Consider the following 17,010-nt stretch of genomic DNA (forward strand, 5'->3'; position numbering starts at 1 on the left):
CAAAGAACTCTGTAAAGGAGGCCGTATTGCCCATGCTGACATTAATCGTGCGTTCCCCCCGGCAGCGTAAGCCGGAAAGAGCTTATATCTATGAAGTGCTGCTGAGCGAGTTCCTCGGACTGCCTTACAGGGTGGAATATGAAGACCGCAATAGCATCGAAATCTCGGTGCAGGAGGATTACATGGGGAGACACGGGCACGGAGACGGCGAAGCCGGCGGCCCCATGGTATCCGGCCAGCAGCGGACAGCGGACGAAAGCATTGCTGGAGGGGATTTGAACGGAAGCCTGAATGGCAGCGTATTGGGGCTGGCCGACATGCTGCTTCAAGTGCCGGAGGGCGACTGGCTGACCCCGCGTTCGCTGCCGAAGCTTCCGCTGGATCACTGGGATGCAGGCCGGGCTGCCGAACTGGGACTCAGGCTCCCGGCCAGTCTGCTGAATACGGGAGGCATTCCCGTTCTGTACGGGCTGGCTCCAGGCGCTGTGATTGATTCTCTACATAAGGAGGGACAACAGTCCGAACAGTCCGGCCCAAGCCGCTTGTATCTGGAACGTACGCCAAAGGGGCTGTGGTGCGGGATCGATTTGTTTGGGGGCAGCTTCTTTATGCTGACAAGATACGAGGAGCTTGCCGATCCTTCCGGCCGCGACGAGCATGACCGGTCGGCGGCGGCCGGTTCGGTAGCGGCGAGAGCCGGGTTCTTGAACCGGCCGATCGTGAATGAATACGCCGAGCTGCTGTGGGCGGCGCTTCACTGCCTGTGGCCCGGTTTGCAGCGCCGGCCGCGCCGGCTGCGGCTCAGGATCAGCCATGACGTGGATGTGCCCTATCTCATGCTGCGCCGCAGCAGAAGCAGTGTGCTGAAAGAAAGCCTGGCCGACTTGATCCGGCGCAGAAGCCTGGAGCCGGCCCTGCGAAAAGCCCGGGCGGTGCTGCACCGCGCCGGAAATTACAAGGCCGATCCGTTTAACCGCTTTGACTGGCTGATGTCGCTGAGCGAAACGGCGGGTGTACAGAGTTCTTTCTATTTCATCACAGAAGATACGGCCCCCGGCATGGACGGCAATTACACGATGGAAGACCCGGAAATCCGCAGTCTGCTGCGGGAAATTCATCTCCGGGGTCACCGGATCGGACTGCACCCGGGATATGAAACCTATTTGTACCCGGAGCGGATCGCCAGGCAGTTTGGTTTGCTCCGCGAGGCAGCCGAAGCCGCGGGCATCCGGCAGGACGTGTGGGGCGGGCGACAGCATTACCTGCGCTGGAGAGCGCCGGATACCTGGCAGCACTGGGAGGCCGCAGGGCTCGATTATGACAGCACCCTGAGTTATGCGGACCAGGCGGGATTCCGCTGCGGCACCTGCTACGAATACCCTGTGTTTAATCTCCGCACCCGGCAGATGCTCCATCTCCGGGAACGCCCCTTAATCGTGATGGAACAATCGATTCTGCAGCCCGAATACATGGGGCTTCGCGGACAGGCGGCCGTTCAAGCCATGCGTCACTATTTTGAACAGTGTGCGGCTTATGAGGGGGATTTCACCTTGCTCTGGCATAACAGCCATCTGGTGCGGCATGCCGACCGGCGGCTGTACTGGGACTGCATGCAGTGGTTTGGGCAAGACGCCGGGAGCACGAAGAATACGGAGAACACGAAGAGTACTGGGAACAGGGGGAACAGGGGAGACACGGGAAACATGGGAAACACCGGTAACACCGGGGACTCAGAGTGTAAGGGCCGGCGGGCTTATTCCCATCGGTTCAAGGATACAGAAGAGCCAGAAGAGACTCAGCATAATCACGGCGATAAGTCCAAGTCAGACAGCCATGCGCTTCCGATCGGACTTACCGGCAGGAGATCGAGGAGGTGAAGGACGTGAGAATCGCTTATTTGATTCATTGGAATGAAGGGGCCGAAAGCGGAGTGCTAAAGAAGGTCATGCACCAGGTCACCGAATGGCGGCAGCAGGGGCATCAGCCGGCCCTGTTCCTGTTTACCTGCCGGCCCAATGAGGACTGGAAACACGCATGCGCGGAAGCCGGGATTGAGCTGGCGGTGCAGGTGTATAAGGGGTATTCGGGGCGTATGACTGACTTCGGCCTGCTTGTCAAAAAGGTACGGAAGTGGCAGCCAGAGGTGCTGTACCACCGTTTCGACATGTATTACCTTACGCTTCCCGGTCTGCTGCGGGCCTTTCCGTCGGTACTTGAGATCAATACCAATGACATGGCGGAACTGCGGATGGAGCAGGGATTCCGTTATTATTACCATTCCTTTACGAGAGGAAAGGTTCTCGCCGCGGCAGACGGCCATGTCTACGTGAGCCGCGAGCTGTCTGAAAGCGAGCATTACCGTCCGTTTGCGAAGCCTTCTATGGTGGTCGGCAACGGCATTCAGCTGGAAGACGATCGGATGGACCGGGTGGACCCAGCGGGAGTGGACCTTATGGGAGTGGACCCAGTGGTGGTGGATTCGGTAGGTGAATCCGGACGCTGGCGGACGGCGCTTCTGGCAGAGGGCAAGGCTTACGGAGAGCCGGAAGCTGTTGGCTTGGAAGCGGCTCTGCTGGAAGCTGCTGGTGACGGTCTCTTTGACGGCGAAGGAGACAGCACAGAGGCTGATGGCCAGGAGGAGGAAGGCGCCATCACCCCCCGCGCTCCCCGGCTGGTCTTCATGGGATCGGCGGGCCAGTCCTGGCATGGGCTCGATCATATCGCCGAACTGGCCGCACTTAAACCGGATTGGAGGTTTGATCTGATCGGCGTGGAAGCCGGTGAGCTCCATGGACTCCGGCTCCACGGGGCTGATGACGCATCGGGTCCGGCTGAAGCTGGAACCAAGGCGAAGAATTGGGCTAAGGCCGGTGCGGAGCCGAATGCCCGGATCTCTTCAAGCACGGCTACCGGGGCAGCAGCCGAGTCCAATCAGCCTGCGTTAGCGGGAGAATCGGCACCTGTGGATTCGGCAAAGGGGAAGGCCGCAGGACTTCCGCCGAACTTGTTTTTCCACGGTAAAATGACCCGCAGCGCCTATCAGCACCTGCTCGATCAAGCGGATATCGCCGTCGGCACGCTGGCTTTGTATCGCAAGAACATGACGGAGGCATCCCCCTTAAAGGTCCGGGAATATCTGGCCAACGGGCTGCCGGTGATTATCGCTTATGAGGATACAGATTTTCCGGCAGAGGTTCCTTTTCTATTAAGGCTCCCGGCCGAACCCGATCTGATCCGCAGAAATTTGGGCAGGATTGAGCAGTTCGTAGAAGCGTGGCAGGGCCGGAGAATCGGCAGGGATCAGGTCTCCCATTTGGATACCCGCTTTAAGGAGGCCGTGCGCCTTCGCTTCATGGAGCATATAGCCGCTCTGCGCACTGAAGGGAATGGGAACCGTTCATGAGTCTGAATCTGGAGACTATTCTGATCTTTATTTGTCTTGTCAGTATGCTGGTTTTCCTCGCACAAAGCATGCTGCACCTGGGCTTTGTCCTCAACCCGGCGATTCTGTTCGGGATGTGCCTGTACTTCGACATGATCGGATTCTTCTACAAAAAAGTCATGCCCGGCAACGCGCTTCTCGTCCTCGTGGCCTTTCCGCTCCTCTTAGTGCTCATCATTGTACTGCAAAAGCCGTTTCGGCCGCTCGGCCTGCTGGATAACGGGGGTTTGTGGCTGTGGGCGGCCTTCTTCGGCTACTGCATCTTGTCCTTTGCCTGGTCGCCGCAGGAGTCCGGCGGGCTTTCCAAGCTGGTTCTGCTGTGTGCGCACGGCGTTCTTCCCGGGCTCTATACCTACATCTTCTACAAGAAATACAACACCTTCTCCTGGTCCTACGCGGCCCTGTTTGGTCTCGCTTATGCTATCGTCCATCTGACGTTTGGCGTCTATAGCGATGAATATCCGGGGCGTTTGACGCTGCCGGGCGATAATCCGATCTTTAATGCCCGCATTTCGCTGCTGACGGTCACGATCTGTCTGTGGGGCCGCGGGATTCCGCTTTGGCTGCGGCTTGTGGCCGGAGGCACGGCCCTGGTATCAGCCATTCAGACCCAGTCCCGCGGCCCGCTCGCCTTTTTCATATTGGCTAACCTGCTGATCCTTGCATGGATCGTATACCGCCAAATCCGAGTAAATGGAAGCCAGGCCCGCTATCTTAAGAAAGGGTTAAAAGCGGCAGCAGCTTTGCTCGTCATAGCCGGAGCCCTGATCTTCGCGATGAGAGGGCCTCTGATCGAGATGATTGAATCCACCCGGTTTGGCGTGCTGATCGACAAGAACCAGCTCGAAGGGGACAGCAACTTTCTCGACAGGGTGGGCCTGCAGCTTGATGCGCTCCAGGCTTTCGAGGAGCATCCTTTCTTCGGACTTGGGCTTGGCGGTCATACTCCGCCGGTTACGGATGAGTTTCCGCATAACGTACTGCTTGAAATGGCCAGCGAACTGGGCATTATGGGCATTGCCCTTTGGACGGCAGCGTTTCTCTACACGCTTTATGCGGCAAGGCGGCAGCCCGTTCTGCTTGTGCTCCTGATCCAGTCGCTGGGCTGTGCGCTGGTCAGCGGGGACTTCGGCTATAACTTTGAGTACGTGTTTATTGCCATGGTCGCTTTGGCTTTCAAGCCGAAGCGGGAATACGAAGGAGCTGCGAAATATGAAGAAAGTTCTCTTTCTTATAACAGGGCTTGATTATGCCGGGGCTGAAGCGCAGGTCGTTCAGCTCAGCCGGATGTTTCGGGGAGCCGGCTTTGTCGTCCAGCTGATCAGCATGATCGAACCGACTGCCTATCTGGAAGAACTGACGGCGATGGGCGTGGTGGTTCTGACGCTGGGGATGCGCAAGGGCATGCCTGATCCGCGGGCGGTCTTCCGGCTCAGGCGGCTGATCCGCTCCTTCCAGCCGGATGTGGTGCACAGCCACATGGTGCATGCCAATCTGCTGGCCCGGGTGACACGGCTCTTCGTACGGATGCCGGTTCTGGCCTGCACCGCGCACAGCATTCATGAAGGCGGCAGGTTTCGGACCTGGCTGTACCGCCTAACCGACCGGATGTGCGATGTCATGACGAATGTCAGTCAGGAGGCGGTTAACCGTTATATCACCATCAAGGCTTCCCCGCCGGATAAGATCCTTCTGATGCCCAACGGCATTGATATGGAGCGGTTTAGTCTTTCGGCAAGGGTCCGCGTGCAAATACGCCGGGAGCTGGGGGTTGAAGGAAGGTTTGTATGGCTGGCTGTAGGGCGTTTAGCCCCGGAAAAAGATTATCTGACCATGCTGGGGGCTTTCGCTGAGGTTCGGAGATCCTTCCCCCAAACGATGCTGCTGATCGCCGGAATCGGTCCGGAGGAGGCTGAGCTTAAGCGGTATTGCAGGGAAGAAGGATTGGAGGAACAGGTCCGGTTTCTGGGGCTGCGCACCGATATTCCGGATCTGATGCACGGGGCGGACGCCTATCTGATGTCCTCCAAGTGGGAAGGGCTGCCGATGGTGCTGCTTGAGGCCGGAGCAAGCGGCCTGCCGATGGTGGCGACCGATGCCGGCGGCAATCGGGAAATCGTGCAGCATGGAGTCAACGGCTACCTGTCGGCGCCTTCGGACCCGCTTGCACTGGCCGGGGAAATGCTGAAGCTGCTGGGGCTGACCTCCAGCCAGCAGGCGGCGATGGGACGGTTCAGCCAGGAGAGAATCGGCCGGGATTATGATATTCGGGCAATCGCGCGCAGATGGGAGGTGCTGTATGAACAAGCTGAACGAAACAGAGATAAAGGAGGCAAGCTGGAGCGGGGATCGGGAGTTTCCTTATGAAGGGGCTCCAGCTCCAGCTGCCCCTGCCGGCGGAGCCTGTGAGTCTGTCCGATCGTCATCGTTATTATCATCCGTAGCTTCATCTTCATCTTCATCTTCGTCTCCACGTCCGCGTAAAGCCGCCTACGTAGCCACGGTTTATTCGCATCTGGCCGCCTTCCATCTCCCATTTATGGACGATTTACGGCAGGCCGGCTTCGAGGTGCACGCCTATGCCGCCCGGGACGAACGGCGGGAGGATGTGGAGCTGGCGGGATTCGAATGCCGGGATCTCCCGTTCAGCCGGAATCCGGTTGATCCGGGTAACTTCAAGGCTTGGCTTGGCATGTACCGCCTGTTAAGGCAGGAGGGGTATGAGGTGGTGCATGTCCATACACCCAATGCAGGGTTCATCACACGTCTTGCCGCGATTGCGGCGGGAACCGGGAATGTTTTTTATACGGCGCACGGCTTCCATTTCTTCCAGGGGGCTCCGCTTCTCAATTGGCTGATTTATTATCCCCTTGAACGGCTGGCTGCGCGGTGGACGGACGTGTTGATCACGATCAACGGCGAAGATTTCGACAGGGCCTCCCGCTTTAAAGTCAGGGGCAGGGTCGTACGGATGCCGGGGGTGGGCGTGGAAGCTCCTGATAACGGGGGCCGGGACACGGTCGAGAAAGAAGCGCTTATGCAGGAACTGCAAATACCAGCGGATGCCTTTATCCTGCTCTGTATGGCGGAGCTGAACGGCAACAAGAATCAGGCTCAGCTGCTGCATGCGGTCCAGAGACTCCGGAAGGATGGTATTCCCGTCTGCTGCCTGATTGCAGGGGCAGGAAGTTACGAGGAACGTTATAAGAAGCTGGCGGAGGAATTGGAAATTCAGGAATCCGTCCGCTTTCTAGGCTTTCGCAAGGACGGCACCAGACTTATGGCGGCTTCGGATGTGGTTGTGCTGCTCTCCCGGCGGGAGGGACTGCCGAAGGTGCTGCTGGAGGCGCTGGGGAGCGGTAAACCGGCTGTGGTCACGGATGTCCGGGGCTGCCGGGATCTTGTCACCGAGGGTTTTAATGGCTTCCGGGTTGCCCCCGGGGATGTCAACGGTACGGTCCGGGCGCTCGGCAAACTGTATGACAATCCGGACCTGCTGCGGAGAATGGGCGCAGCCGCCAGGAGTTTCTATGAAACTTACCGGCTGGAGAAGGTTCGGGGTTTGATGAAGGAGCTTTACCAAAGCAGCAGGAATCCGGGGCTGAACCGGGGCTCAATTAAAAGCCGGGAGGGTAGAATATGAAGCTGTTTCGGCAGGGCTGGCTTAAGCTGGCGGTGTTTCTGCTGGATGTGGGCGGCGTGTATACCAGCTATCTGCTGGCTTATCAGCTGAAGTTTTCCGGCCGGATACCGGCGGATGAATGGGCATCTTTTCTGGGCTATGCGCCGTGGCTTGGTTTGTTGACTGCGGTTACCTACTATTTCTTCAACCTCTATGACTTTGCGGGCAGGCGGAAGCCGGCCTTGCTGCTTTATAATCTGGTACTGGCGCATCTGTTGTTTGTGGCTGAATTGGTTGTTGTGAATTATTGGCTGAAGACGTTCAGCTTGCCCCGATCGGTAGTGGCCGCCGCTTTCGTAGCGCAAGTGCTGTTTACTTTCGTCCTGCGCCTTCTGCTGTTCTACATTCAAGCCAAAGGAAGCGGTCGGAGAAAAGCCCTGGTCATCGTCAGCGGACACTCCTCGGACCTGCTGATGCTGGATAAACTGCGGCAGACGGGGGCTCCCTGGTTGGAAATTACCCGGGTTATTACCGTTGCGACGATCACGGAAAGTGAGGTTTCCCGGCAGACAGGCATCGACTGGCGGGAGGCGGAGGTGCTGATCATAGGGCATGGCGTTCCGGAAGAGATCCGGAGCGAGTGTATTCGGGAAGCTGGAGAACGGCAGATGGAGGTGCTGCTGATCCCCGGTTTCTATGAGCTGTATTTGGTCAAGGCCGAAGCCCAGCAGATCGACGATCTGCTCGTCTATTCAATCATGCCCCCGCATCCGACGTTCCCGGAACGTCTGTTCAAGAGAGGGCTGGACATTCTCTGCTCTTCGCTGCTGTTGATCCTGACTTCCCCGCTGCTGCTGGCCATGCTGCTGCTCATCCCCGCGACCTCCAAGGGCGGAGCTCTTTATGTGCAGGAGCGGGTTGGACAGCTGGGCAAACCGTTCAGGCTGCTGAAATTCCGCAGCATGATCGATAAAGCAGAGCAGTCCACCGGACCGGTGCTGGCCGGGGAGGGAGATCATCGTATCACACCGCTGGGCCGGATGATCCGTGCGACGCGCATCGACGAGCTTCCGCAGCTGTTTAATGTGCTGTCCGGGCAGATGAGTCTGGTTGGACCGCGGCCGGAGCGGGCTTTTTTCATTGAGCAGTTCAAAGAGGAGCTTCCCTATTATACTTATCGTCTCATGGTCAAACCGGGACTGACCGGGCTGGCCCAGGTGATGGCCGGTTATACGACTACGCCTGCGGATAAATTGAGGTACGACCTCATGTATATGAAGAATTATTCCTTGCTGCTGGATTTGAAAATTTTATTTCAGACGCTGTTGGTTGTACTCAGCCGGGAACAGGCAAGGGGGGTCAAGCAGGATGTGGAAGACAAGAAAAGGCCGGAGCCGGCCTGGGCGGCCGCCGGTGAATCCTCACCCCAGCGCGGGCGGCTGCAGACTGGAAACGGCATCCGAACGGTGAAGTCAGGAGGAACAACCGATGAGAAGCAGATGGAGTCAACCTAAACCCAAACGTAAACTCAGAACGATTGCGATTATCACCGGCTGTGCTTTGCTGCTGCTTGCAGGAGCTGGGACAGCGGCGATGATCCGGTTGGATCCGGAGCACCATTTCCGCTCGGGGAATATTCCGGTTGCAGCCATGCCTGAAGGGGATGCTGGAGGAGAAGATACTGCGGGTGGGGAGTCCGGTATCGGAAGCGGGATAGGGACCGGGACAGAGGGTACTGAAGGCGCCGTTCAATCGGATAGCTCTGCAGCTTTGAGCGGGAATGGCAGCGGTGGAAATGGCGGAAGCGGCGGCGGCAGCCAGGGCCAGGGCCAGGGCGGGCATAACCCGGGCGCGTCAAGCATGTCCTCTTCGGGGCCCGTTTCGTCCAGCGGATCATCCGAGACCCGGTTTAATCTGCTGCTGCTGGGCATCGATGCACGTGAGTCGGAGGATTCCCGGACGGACGTTATGATGTTAGCCCATGTGAATCTGGATCAGCATCAGGTGAATCTGATCTCTATTCCCCGGGATACCCGGGTAAACCTGAAGGGCGTTGGCTATACCAAAATCAATCACGCCCACGTGGTAGGCGAGCTTAAAGGGGGGAACCATGCGGGCACGTTAGCCTCTCTGCAGGCGGTAAGCAACCTGTGCGGATGCACGATCAATTATTATATGAAAACCAATTTCGCCGGTTTTGTTCATTTTATAGATTCGATAGGCGGATTGGACGTTACGCTGGATAAACCGGTTAAGTTGACCTATGCCCATCGGACCCTGCCGGAGGGCAGCCAGCATCTGAACGGGGACCTCACGCTGAAGCTGGTTCAGGAGCGGCATTCCCTGTCCTCCGGGGATCTAAACCGCCAGCAGAACCAGGCACTGGTATTGAAGGCTATGATCCAAACCCTGCTGCAGCCGGATAATCTGGTCCGGATTCCGGGCCTGCTCAGCCAAGTGAGGAAAGATATTCTGGATACGAATTTAAGCGACAGCGATATCATCAGTTTGTCCCTGCTGGCGAAGGATTTGCAGAGCGAAGACATTCAATATGATCAGGTCCCTGGACACAGCGGCAAAGCGAACGATCCGCTGGTAGGGAAGGAACTAGATTACTGGATTCCAGACCTCGAGGCCTGGGATAATCTCGCAAAAAAGCTGTTGGAAGACTAGTCTAATTGAAACCTCTCTTTCATATATATTGGAGGACAAAAGCACTAATTGTGAATGGGAGAGTCGGATACTATGAAGATCGTTGTTACCGGTGGGGCCGGATTTATCGGCTTGCATACGGTTGAACTGCTGCTAAGGCAGGGGCACGAAGTCGTTGTTGTGGATGATCTGGAGCAGGGAACACGTACTTACTCCGGGCCGAGAGTCGCATTTTATCCGCTGGATGTCGGTTCCGAGAACCTGGCCTCCGTCTTTGCCGCAGAGAAACCTGAAGCTGTCATTCATCTGGCCGCGCAGGTCAGTGTACAGCGTTCTCTGGAGTTTCCGTCCCTCGATGCGAGGCACAATATCGTTGGCACCGTGAATCTGCTCAAGCAGTGCGTAGATTACAACGTAGCCAAGTTTGTGTTTGCTTCCTCGGCCGCCGTTTACGGCAATGCGAGTCACCTGCCGATTTCGGAGGGTACGCCGGCCGAGCCGCTGTCTTTTTATGGGGCATCCAAAAAGACAGCGGAGTCGTACATACAGATGTTTGCGGAAAGGTACGGATTGAATTATGTGATTCTGCGGTATGCCAACGTGTATGGGATGCGGCAGAATTCCAAAGGGGAATGCAGCGTTGTTGCTTCTTTCGTGAAGCGGATATTAGAGGGCGATCGGCCCTGGATCAATGGGAACGGGGAGCAGACAAGGGATTTCATCTATGTCAAAGATGTGGCTGCCGCAAACGCTGCCGCTCTCTTTCTGGGTGAGAGGGAAACGCTGAACGTTGGCAGCGGCCGTCCGTTTTCCGTAAATGAGCTGTTCCGTCTGATCAGCGAGATTTGCGGCAAAGGAGGGCTGGAACCGGAATTCCGCCCGTTCAAGCCGGGAGATATTCAGGACAGCCTGCTGGACAACCGCCGGGCTCTGGGTGTGCTGCGCTGGGAACCTGCCTATTCGATGCTGGACGGGCTTAAAGAGATGATTCAATACGAAAGGGGACTTCGCGGAGAGATCGGGATGGGCCTCTAAAAATAAAAAGGTAATAATTGTAAACCAATACCTTCCTAAAGCATAAGCTATATAGAGCTGCATCATTCATTTGCTTGGTTAATCGCTGTGAGTCCCCCTCTTGGCAGCGGCAACTGAGACGGGAACCGTCCTGCAAAGGGCGGTTTTTGGCGTTTCCAGGCTCCGCTCGAACCCATGCCTATCCCTCTGCATACATATAACCACCGGACTTGTTGTTAGAGGTTCAGGCGGAAGCGAAGGGGTGTGACAGCAGTGGGTATTCATTTGACGGCCCTCCACTGGGTATATCTGGCCTTTATTGTGCTGATTATGGCGCTGCTGATTCGGCGGCGCGATACGACCATGATTTGCGTGGCCGGGATCTTTACGTTGGGTCTTATAGCTACTGAGACCTTAGGCGGCTCGGTTTCGGGTGTATTTAATTCTTTTATTTATGCGACCAAGGAACTGATGGAGACGATTATGATTATCTCCATTATTGTCGCGATGAGCCGGGTGCTGATTGTCACCGGCATTAATGAAACGATGGTGGCTCCGCTGACCCGGTTTCTTCGTACACCTGCGCTGGCTTACTGGGGTATAGGAATCATCATGATGATTACGTCGTTCTTCTTCTGGCCGTCACCGGCGGTGGCCCTGATCGGGGCGGTGCTGCTTCCGGTGGCGATGCGGGTTGGCCTGCCGGCGCTTGGCGCGGCGGTAGCGATGAACCTGTTTGGCCATGGCATAGCCTTATCGGGTGACTACATTATTCAGGGAGCTCCCAAGCTTACCGCGGATGCGGCAGGTCTTCCGGTTTCCAGCGTGATGGAAGCCAGCGTGCCGCTTGTAGTGGTCATGGGCCTGGTCACCACCATCACGGCTTACTGGATGATGCGGCGAGACCTGAAAAAGGGAACATTCCGCGACGGCTTGGTTACGGGAAGAAGCGGCACCGGCGCTTTGGCATCTGCGGACAGCCCGGATCAAGCGCCTGCCGTTATCCATCCGGCAGCCAAGAGGGTGCTGGCTATCGTCATCCCGGTTTTGTTCGCCATCGATGTGATCGCGATGTTTGTGCTGCATCTGCAGGGCGGAGACGCTACGGCCCTTGTTGGAGGAACCGCCATCCTGATTCTGCTTGCGGTGACGTTGTTTGCCCACCGGAACAAAGGGCTCGAGCAGATGACATCTTATTTGATCGACGGTTTTGTGTTTGGCTTTAAAGTGTTTGGACCGGTCATTCCGATCGCGGCATTCTTCTATCTGGGCGATTCGGCGTTCACGGAAATGTTCGGCAATGTGCTGCCGCAGGGGTCGCAGGGGATCGTCAATGACCTTGGCGTAGCCCTGGCGCATGAAGTGCCGCTGAATAGCGCTGCCTCGGCCATAACGCTGACGGTCACCGGCGCGATTACCGGCCTGGACGGCTCGGGTTTCTCGGGCATCTCGCTCGCCGGTTCGATCGCCCATCTATTTGCGACGGCGATTGGTTCCGGAGCCGCTACGCTGACCGCCCTCGGGCAGGTCGCTGCCATCTGGGTCGGCGGCGGTACGCTGATTCCGTGGGCGCTCATCCCGGCGGCCGCCATCTGCGGCGTCAGCCCGTTTGAACTGGCCCGGCGCAACCTGAAGCCGGTGCTGATCGGCCTCGCCGTCACGACGGTAGTGGCGATGTTTCTGATTTAGTTAGAACGGTCAGAACGGCAGGCTGGTTCTGAGCCGTACCCGGTACGGGGCCGATAAGGCCCATGTAAGGATGACCTCGCTTGGCAGAGCTTCTTCTGCCGGGCGGGGTTTACTGCTGTCTCCAAGCGCTAAAGTCCGTTTCTGTCTCGGATGTCCGGGTGAAAGCAGCTTACTGCCAAGCGGTTCTTTTTGTTCTTCCTCAAAAGGATTATACTATCCTTATCGAACAACAAGAATTGCTTCGGATTGATATAGACGATTATTTATCCAGAAGGAGGCAGTCCATATGTCCATCTACGATATTGAAGTGGAGACGATTCAAGGGAAGATCGGCAACCTTTCGCCCTACCGCGACCAGGTGCTGCTGATCGTCAACACGGCGACCAAATGCGGTTTTGCACCGCAGTTCAAAGGTCTCCAGAAGCTGCACGACCAGTACAAGGATCGGGGATTTGCTGTGCTCGGATTCCCATCGGGCCAGTTTGCCAATCAGGAGCTCGAGTCGAACGAGGAAGTGGCGGAAGCCTGTGAGATCAACTTTGGCGTTAACTTCCCGCTGTTCGCCAAAATCGACGTCAACGGGAAGACGGCCCATCCGCTGTTCCGCCTCTTGACGAGTGAAGCCCGCGGCGTATTTGGCTCAAGGGCGATCAAGTGGAATTTCACCAAATTTCTGGTGGATCGTGACGGCCGGGTGCTGAAGCGTTTTGGCCCGAAGGACACACCGGAGAGCATCGAAGGTGAAATTCGCAGGGTGCTGGACAGCAGCAGCGTTCACGCATAATCTTTGGAAGGTTTAACCGCCCCCGGCAAACGGTTTTCCCGTTATGTCCGGGGGTTTTATATTTACCTTTATATTTGCCTTTATATATGCTTTCATGTTTGCCTGCTCTTTGTCCCTGATTTCTTGCTTCCTGATCCCAATTCCTTGTCCCGTGCCAATCATTCCCCTTGTGCTATGACGCAAAATTTGGGACAATGATAGGGTTATACGCCAATAGTGAATTCAGGTTTGGTGCGATAAACCTGATAAATGCGAAAATACGAAAATTTCTATAGATCGGAAAGAGGAAAGAGGAACCAACCATGAACAAACCAATCCTTTACGGACTTACGCTGGAGCAGCTGTCGGTTTGGCTGGAGGAGCACGGCCACAAGAGATCGAGAGCGATTCCGGTCTGGGAAGCCCTGTACCGCGAGCGCGTCACTTCTTTTGAAGCGATGACCGGAGCCAACGCTGCTGTTGTAGAGCTGCTGAAAGAGCATTTCGTGCTGGAGACGATGGAAGAGCACACCCGCCAGGAGTCGGTGGACGGCACGATCAAATTCCTGTTCAAGCTGCAGGATGGCAACCTGATCGAAACCGTTCTGATGCGGCAGAAATACGGCTTGTCCGTCTGCGTCACCACGCAGGTCGGCTGCAACATCGGCTGCAGCTTCTGCGCCAGCGGCCTGCTGGCCAAAAGCCGTGACCTGACCTCCGGTGAAATTACGGAACAGATCATGAAGGTGCAGCTGCACCTGGACCGGATCGGCAAACGCGAGCGGGTCAGCCATGTCGTCGTTATGGGCATCGGCGAGCCATTTGATAATTTCGAGCATATGAGCAGCTTTATCCGGACGATCAAGGACGCAAAAGGCCTTGCCATCGGGCCAAGAAGCATCACCGTATCGACAAGCGGCCTGGCCGGAAAAATCAAGGAATTCGCCGATTCCGACCTGCAGGTCAACCTGGCGATTTCGCTGCATGCGCCGAATAACGAGCTGCGGACGCGGATCATGAAGATCAACAAAGCGATCCCGATCGAGAAGGTGCTTGAAGCGATGGATTACTACTGTGAGCGGAGCAACCGGAAGGTGACGCTGGAGTATATTTTGCTGCGTGACGTCAACGACCGCCGCGAGCATGCGGCTGAGCTGGCCGAGCTGATCAAGGACCGCAAGCAGCAGGTAACGGTCAACCTGATCCCGTACAACCCGGTCGATGAGCACAGCCAATACCAGCGCAGCGAACGGGAAGTCATTCTGGACTTCTACGACGAACTGAAGAAACAAGGCGTGAACGTCAGCGTCCGTCTGGAGCATGGCACCGACATCGATGCCGCCTGCGGCCAGCTGCGGAGCAAGCAGATCAAAGGGGCGTAAGAGCGGCAGCGTATTACCCGTCCCACAAAAATAAACCGCCTACCGGGCAAGCCGGCTGGCGGTTCACACATGGAGCCCTTTAAGCTTTGCGGCTTAAAGGGCTCTTCATTTTTTTACCGAACCCATTACATCGTTTTGCTCTTACGGAAGAACATCATCAGACACCCGGCAATAACGAGGACGGCTGCGATGATCGGTTGACCGCCGGCCAGGCTTCCCAGCAGGGAACCGATCGAGAACACGGCGAAGAACAGTACGGCCAATACGGTCAGGATGTTAATCGGGATCAGCAGCCATTTGTTGCGGTTGCCGAACCAATACAGCTCAAACAAACCGGCTGCGGGAGCCAGCAGGAATCCCGGCCACATCATGTCCCAGCTGTTAAACAGCATCGCGATCTGACAGACAAGGGCCACGACCAGCAGGACACCGCCCGGCACGAGTACGCCGACTCCGCGGCGCTGAAGAATAGAGAAGTACAGCCAGTGAAAAAATACGGCAACAGGAAAAATGAACAACGTAGGCCAGAAATAAGTAAAGGTGGAGCCGGTCGTCCAATGGATCTCCCCTTTAATGAGCATGAAGATGCCCAGCAGCACCAGAATCGGGCCCAGGAAGGCAATGCGGTCAACTTTCAAAAGGATTCACTCCTTAACGTGTTATTAGCTGCTCTCAGCATAACATGGGTATAGGTAGTTGTCTTCATTCCCTGGAGTGTAAAACATATCGGTCTGGAGACTGAGTGTGGTAGAATAAAGGACGAATTTTACTGAGAAAAGAGGATGTCTAATCGTATGCTGAATGTAGAAGATTATACAGCGGAATATGTCAAAGACCCGTTTGGCATTTTGACCGGCAAAAGATATGAATTCCGAATCAATCTGGAGATTCCAGAGGATGACGATCTCTATACCGTGAACGGTGTCTATGCCCGAGTTATTGTGAAAGATGATAACGGCGAAGTCCGGGTCGTGAGTTACGATCTGGTGGAGCGCGGTACGGACAAAATTCTGGAGTTTGATCTTGAGGATGAAGAGGAAGCCGAGCTGGAGCAGTTCTGCAAGGAGCATCTGCCGGAAGAGGAGTAAGGGCCGACTGGTCTTTGGCTGCTTAGCTGTAGATACCGAATAGAAGTTTCAAAGAATCCGCCCGTTTCAGGGCGGATTCTTTGATTGGGCCGCCGGATACGGCCGCTCCACCAGCTAACCCTGTGTAGCCGCAATAACAACCAGAATCCAAGCCGCCAGAAAAAGCACTCCGCCAATCGGCGTGATTGCCCCCAGCTTGCGTACGCCGCTCAAGCTTAGCGCATACAAGCTTCCCGAGAACAGAAGAATCCCGCCGATCATCAGCCATCCCGCCCAGAGGATCAGTGAGTCATGCGTAAGCTGTTTTCCGGCTGTGCCAAGGAAGAGCAAACCCAAGCCATGGGCTATTTGGTATTGGATGCCTGTTTGATACGTCTTCATCTGTTCTTCCGATAATTTATTCTTTAAGGCATGGGCGCCAAATGCGCCGAGCGCGACGGCGAGGAGCATCACAATGCCGCCTAATCCTAACCAAATATTCAATGTAAAAGCACCTCCTAACAGCCATACTAAGACCGGCACGCTCCCGCAGTCAAATATCAATTGAGGCGAGGCGGCACATAACCGGCGGTATGAGGCAGGCAGGTTAATGGGGGAATTAGGAATAAAGCGAGTACAACCTGTCCTGAAATGGTATAATATGCATATAATTAGTTAGAGAAATAAGAATGGCCAAATACACAAAAGCTAGGAGATCGTAAAACATGCCGAATGAAGACGAAATCATTTTAACCCCCGATGGTGTTGCCAAACTGGAGCAGGAGCTTGAAGAGCTCAAAACAGCCGGGCGCAGGGAACTTGCGGAACGGATCAAAATTGCGCTCAGTTACGGAGACTTGAAGGAGAACAGCGAATACCACTCGGCCAAAGACGACCAGGCTTTTATGGAGACCCGCATTTTGACCATTACGAACATTCTCCGCAAAGCTAAAGTGGTGGAGATTCAGGGCACTGAAGTGGTAGCTATCGGCTCTATTGCTGTTCTGAATGACCTCGAATTTGATGAGCGGATCGAATATCAGATCGTCGGCCCTGCTGAGGCGGATGTAGCCGGCAACAAAATCTCTTATGAAAGCCCTTTGGGCAAAGCGCTGCTCGGACATAAGGTTGGAGATGCCGTTGAAGTAGAAGCTCCAATCGGAATTATTAAATATGAACTGCTTGAGATTAAGCAAGGCCTGTAAAGGTTAGGAAGTCAGGAAGAGACACGAATTCGTCAGGATGTCCGGAGCCCCCGGGCATTTTTTTATGGGCGTATACGATGGGATGGACACGGGAATGGAGTCCCTGCGCCGGTTATTTTTCGAATCAAAAACGAAGATCAGGGGAGCCTATGGAAGAACAAAGGAGGGATGAGT

The 17,010-nt window shown here is 55.8% G+C and carries 15 protein-coding genes; 13 read left to right on the forward strand and 2 right to left on the reverse strand.

Annotated elements, in window-relative coordinates; genetic code table 11:
• Positions 1-32 precede the first annotated feature (32 nt).
• From CBE73_RS15300 to rlmN, 11 genes are all read left to right on the forward strand, one after another.
• A complete protein-coding gene (locus CBE73_RS15300) occupies positions 33-1,877 on the forward strand; it encodes a polysaccharide deacetylase family protein (protein WP_094094948.1) in 1,845 nt (614 codons plus the stop codon).
• Positions 1,874-3,403, forward strand: coding sequence for a hypothetical protein (locus CBE73_RS15305; protein WP_094094949.1), 1,530 nt, complete (start codon positions 1,874-1,876; stop codon positions 3,401-3,403). The genes CBE73_RS15300 and CBE73_RS15305 overlap by 4 nt, the downstream gene beginning before the upstream one ends.
• Positions 3,400-4,689, forward strand: coding sequence for an O-antigen ligase family protein (locus tag CBE73_RS15310; protein WP_094094950.1), 1,290 nt, complete (start codon positions 3,400-3,402; stop codon positions 4,687-4,689). Before CBE73_RS15305 ends, CBE73_RS15310 begins: the two co-directional genes overlap by 4 nt.
• The gene (locus CBE73_RS15315; protein ID WP_094094951.1) at positions 4,655-5,809 is read left to right on the forward strand and encodes a glycosyltransferase; all 1,155 of its coding nucleotides are present in this window, start codon (positions 4,655-4,657) and stop codon (positions 5,807-5,809) included. The genes CBE73_RS15310 and CBE73_RS15315 overlap by 35 nt, the downstream gene beginning before the upstream one ends.
• Positions 5,742-7,085 (forward strand): glycosyltransferase family 4 protein, encoded by a 1,344-nt coding sequence (locus CBE73_RS15320; RefSeq protein WP_174704745.1) that lies wholly within the window; start codon positions 5,742-5,744, stop codon positions 7,083-7,085. Before CBE73_RS15315 ends, CBE73_RS15320 begins: the two co-directional genes overlap by 68 nt.
• Entirely contained in the window at positions 7,082-8,578 is a 1,497-nt protein-coding gene (locus tag CBE73_RS15325; RefSeq protein WP_094094953.1) for a sugar transferase, read from the forward strand. The genes CBE73_RS15320 and CBE73_RS15325 overlap by 4 nt, the downstream gene beginning before the upstream one ends.
• Positions 8,553-9,737 (forward strand): LCP family protein, encoded by a 1,185-nt coding sequence (locus tag CBE73_RS15330; protein ID WP_094094954.1) that lies wholly within the window; start codon positions 8,553-8,555, stop codon positions 9,735-9,737. Before CBE73_RS15325 ends, CBE73_RS15330 begins: the two co-directional genes overlap by 26 nt.
• A gap of 72 nt (positions 9,738-9,809) precedes the next feature.
• Complete coding sequence (locus tag CBE73_RS15335) at positions 9,810-10,751, forward strand: NAD-dependent epimerase/dehydratase family protein (RefSeq protein WP_094094955.1); 942 nt, start codon at positions 9,810-9,812, stop codon at positions 10,749-10,751.
• Positions 10,752-11,003: 252 nt separating this feature from the next.
• Entirely contained in the window at positions 11,004-12,419 is a 1,416-nt protein-coding gene (locus CBE73_RS15340; protein WP_094094956.1) for a hypothetical protein, read from the forward strand.
• A 286-nt stretch (positions 12,420-12,705) separates the two neighbouring features.
• Positions 12,706-13,203 carry a glutathione peroxidase gene (locus tag CBE73_RS15345; protein ID WP_094094957.1) on the forward strand — a complete coding sequence of 166 codons (498 nt, stop codon included), beginning with the start codon at positions 12,706-12,708 and terminating at the stop codon, positions 13,201-13,203.
• A 302-nt stretch (positions 13,204-13,505) separates the two neighbouring features.
• A complete protein-coding gene (rlmN, locus tag CBE73_RS15350) occupies positions 13,506-14,564 on the forward strand; it encodes a dual-specificity RNA methyltransferase RlmN (RefSeq protein ID WP_094094958.1) in 1,059 nt (352 codons plus the stop codon).
• Positions 14,565-14,689: 125 nt separating this feature from the next.
• Here the strand turns inward: rlmN and CBE73_RS15355 are convergent, their stop codons facing one another.
• Positions 14,690-15,202: a hypothetical protein gene (locus tag CBE73_RS15355; protein ID WP_229752600.1), complete on the reverse strand. Its 513-nt coding sequence runs from the start codon at positions 15,200-15,202 to the stop codon at positions 14,690-14,692.
• Positions 15,203-15,346: 144 nt separating this feature from the next.
• Here CBE73_RS15355 and CBE73_RS15360 point away from each other — a divergent pair, with 144 nt between their 5' ends.
• Positions 15,347-15,652, forward strand: coding sequence for a DUF6509 family protein (locus CBE73_RS15360; protein WP_425320411.1), 306 nt, complete (start codon positions 15,347-15,349; stop codon positions 15,650-15,652).
• A 114-nt stretch (positions 15,653-15,766) separates the two neighbouring features.
• Here the strand turns inward: CBE73_RS15360 and CBE73_RS15365 are convergent, their stop codons facing one another.
• Positions 15,767-16,135, reverse strand: a complete 369-nt coding sequence (locus tag CBE73_RS15365; protein ID WP_094094960.1) for a DUF423 domain-containing protein — start codon at positions 16,133-16,135, stop codon at positions 15,767-15,769.
• Between the two features lie 221 nt (positions 16,136-16,356).
• Here CBE73_RS15365 and greA point away from each other — a divergent pair, with 221 nt between their 5' ends.
• Positions 16,357-16,836, forward strand: a complete 480-nt coding sequence (gene greA, locus CBE73_RS15370; RefSeq protein WP_094094961.1) for a transcription elongation factor GreA — start codon at positions 16,357-16,359, stop codon at positions 16,834-16,836.
• Positions 16,837-17,010 lie beyond the last annotated feature (174 nt).

Source organism: Paenibacillus physcomitrellae (genome assembly GCF_002240225.1).
In the GTDB taxonomy this organism is placed as follows: Bacteria; Bacillota; Bacilli; order Paenibacillales; family Paenibacillaceae; genus Fontibacillus; species Fontibacillus physcomitrellae.

Bases quoted from the DNA above. Each gene is read 5' to 3' on its own strand.
- CBE73_RS15300 (WP_094094948.1), top strand. From the start codon at position 33: ATGCTGACATTAATCGTGCGTTCCCCCCGGCAGCGTAAGCCGGAAAGA.
- CBE73_RS15310 (WP_094094950.1), top strand. From the start codon at position 3,400: ATGAGTCTGAATCTGGAGACTATTCTGATCTTTATTTGTCTTGTCAGT.
- CBE73_RS15315 (WP_094094951.1), top strand. From the start codon at position 4,655: ATGAAGAAAGTTCTCTTTCTTATAACAGGGCTTGATTATGCCGGGGCT.
- CBE73_RS15320 (WP_174704745.1), top strand. From the start codon at position 5,742: ATGAACAAGCTGAACGAAACAGAGATAAAGGAGGCAAGCTGGAGCGGG.
- CBE73_RS15325 (WP_094094953.1), top strand. From the start codon at position 7,082: ATGAAGCTGTTTCGGCAGGGCTGGCTTAAGCTGGCGGTGTTTCTGCTG.
- CBE73_RS15330 (WP_094094954.1), top strand. From the start codon at position 8,553: ATGAGAAGCAGATGGAGTCAACCTAAACCCAAACGTAAACTCAGAACG.
- CBE73_RS15335 (WP_094094955.1), top strand. From the start codon at position 9,810: ATGAAGATCGTTGTTACCGGTGGGGCCGGATTTATCGGCTTGCATACG.
- CBE73_RS15345 (WP_094094957.1), top strand. From the start codon at position 12,706: ATGTCCATCTACGATATTGAAGTGGAGACGATTCAAGGGAAGATCGGC.
- rlmN (WP_094094958.1), top strand. From the start codon at position 13,506: ATGAACAAACCAATCCTTTACGGACTTACGCTGGAGCAGCTGTCGGTT.
- CBE73_RS15360 (WP_425320411.1), top strand. From the start codon at position 15,347: ATGTCTAATCGTATGCTGAATGTAGAAGATTATACAGCGGAATATGTC.
- greA (WP_094094961.1), top strand. From the start codon at position 16,357: ATGCCGAATGAAGACGAAATCATTTTAACCCCCGATGGTGTTGCCAAA.